This window comes from Ligilactobacillus murinus DSM 20452 = NBRC 14221 (genome assembly GCF_001591685.1).
GTDB lineage: Bacteria > Bacillota > Bacilli > Lactobacillales > Lactobacillaceae > Ligilactobacillus > Ligilactobacillus murinus.
The window spans coordinates 1-1081 of sequence record NZ_BCVJ01000120.1; the positions used below are offsets into that span (position 1 = coordinate 1).

The 1081-nt window shown below is 30.6% G+C and carries 1 protein-coding gene and 1 pseudogene; both read right to left on the reverse strand.

Annotated features, from left to right (window positions below; translation table 11 throughout):
• Positions 1-263: 263 nt before the first annotated feature.
• Positions 264-544, reverse strand: a pseudogene (locus LMU01S_RS10040) (helix-turn-helix domain-containing protein).
• Positions 531-833, reverse strand: a complete 303-nt coding sequence (locus LMU01S_RS10045) for a type II toxin-antitoxin system RelE/ParE family toxin (RefSeq protein ID WP_263850225.1) — start codon at positions 831-833, stop codon at positions 531-533. Before LMU01S_RS10045 ends, LMU01S_RS10040 begins: the two are co-directional and overlap by 14 nt.
• Positions 834-1081: the final 248 nt, after the last annotated feature.

Sequence of the window (1081 nt, forward strand, 5' to 3'; positions counted from 1 at the left end):
CTTTCGCAGTTCCCAAGCGTTCGTTAGTTTTTTATACATAATCGATAAATCTGAGTAATAAAATAATATAAAAAAACCGCAAGCTTGGACCAGCAACATATCAATGTAGGCCAAACTTACAGTTTTTAATCATATTTATTCTAAAATCGGTAACCCATAGCTATTGTTGCTACATGCAATTTTGCATTCTGTCACACACTAATAATTATACATAATCAACAAAAAACAGTTACTATTACATATAAATTCACATTTTCTCTCAGTTACATATTAACAAACTCAACTTTTAACTTTTTACCTAATGCATTAGCTATTTTAGAAAGTGTATCGACACTAGTATTGTTTCCCCGCTCAATACGTGCAATTGTTGATTGTGACACATCAACACGTCTAGCTAACTCTCTTTGTGTTAAACCAGCACTTCTCTAGCCTTCAATAAAGCTACTGCACTTTCAAGTCTCAAACTCTCTGCTTCAAAATTGGATCTTAACTCTGGATTTTGAAGCCTCTTTTCTAAATAATCATCAAATTTAACTGTTGGCATCATTTTCCTCCTCAAATTTCTTATAAATCGCTAGCGCATACAAAATCTCTTTTCTAGGTGTCTTCTGTGTTTTTTTGCTAAATTCATGAGTAATAATATAACGATTTCCATTCCAGTAAAAGTATAGAGCTCTTTGAATATTATTTCCCACTTCCGATCGAAGTTCAAATATATTGTCGTCTAGTTTCTTTACCCATTTTATTTTTATAGCGGTCAACAATCCATGTATCTGAACCTTATAGATAACCGCCATTAACTTCTCTTGGTCTTTTTGTGGCAAGTTTTCCAAAAATTTAGCATATATGCTATCGAAAATCAACGAAATAGTTTTATATTTCCATGAATTTTTATTTATTCTCTCCCAATAATAAATTCTCTAAAAAATATAAGTGTATAACGTTTTCATTTTTATCAATTTAAATACCAAACCTTCAATCTCAACTTTAATGTAAATTCTATCAACAATCTATAACTATTCATTACAATGTCCATTAACTACCAATTACTTCGTTTTTTACTACTGCTAATTGCTCTACG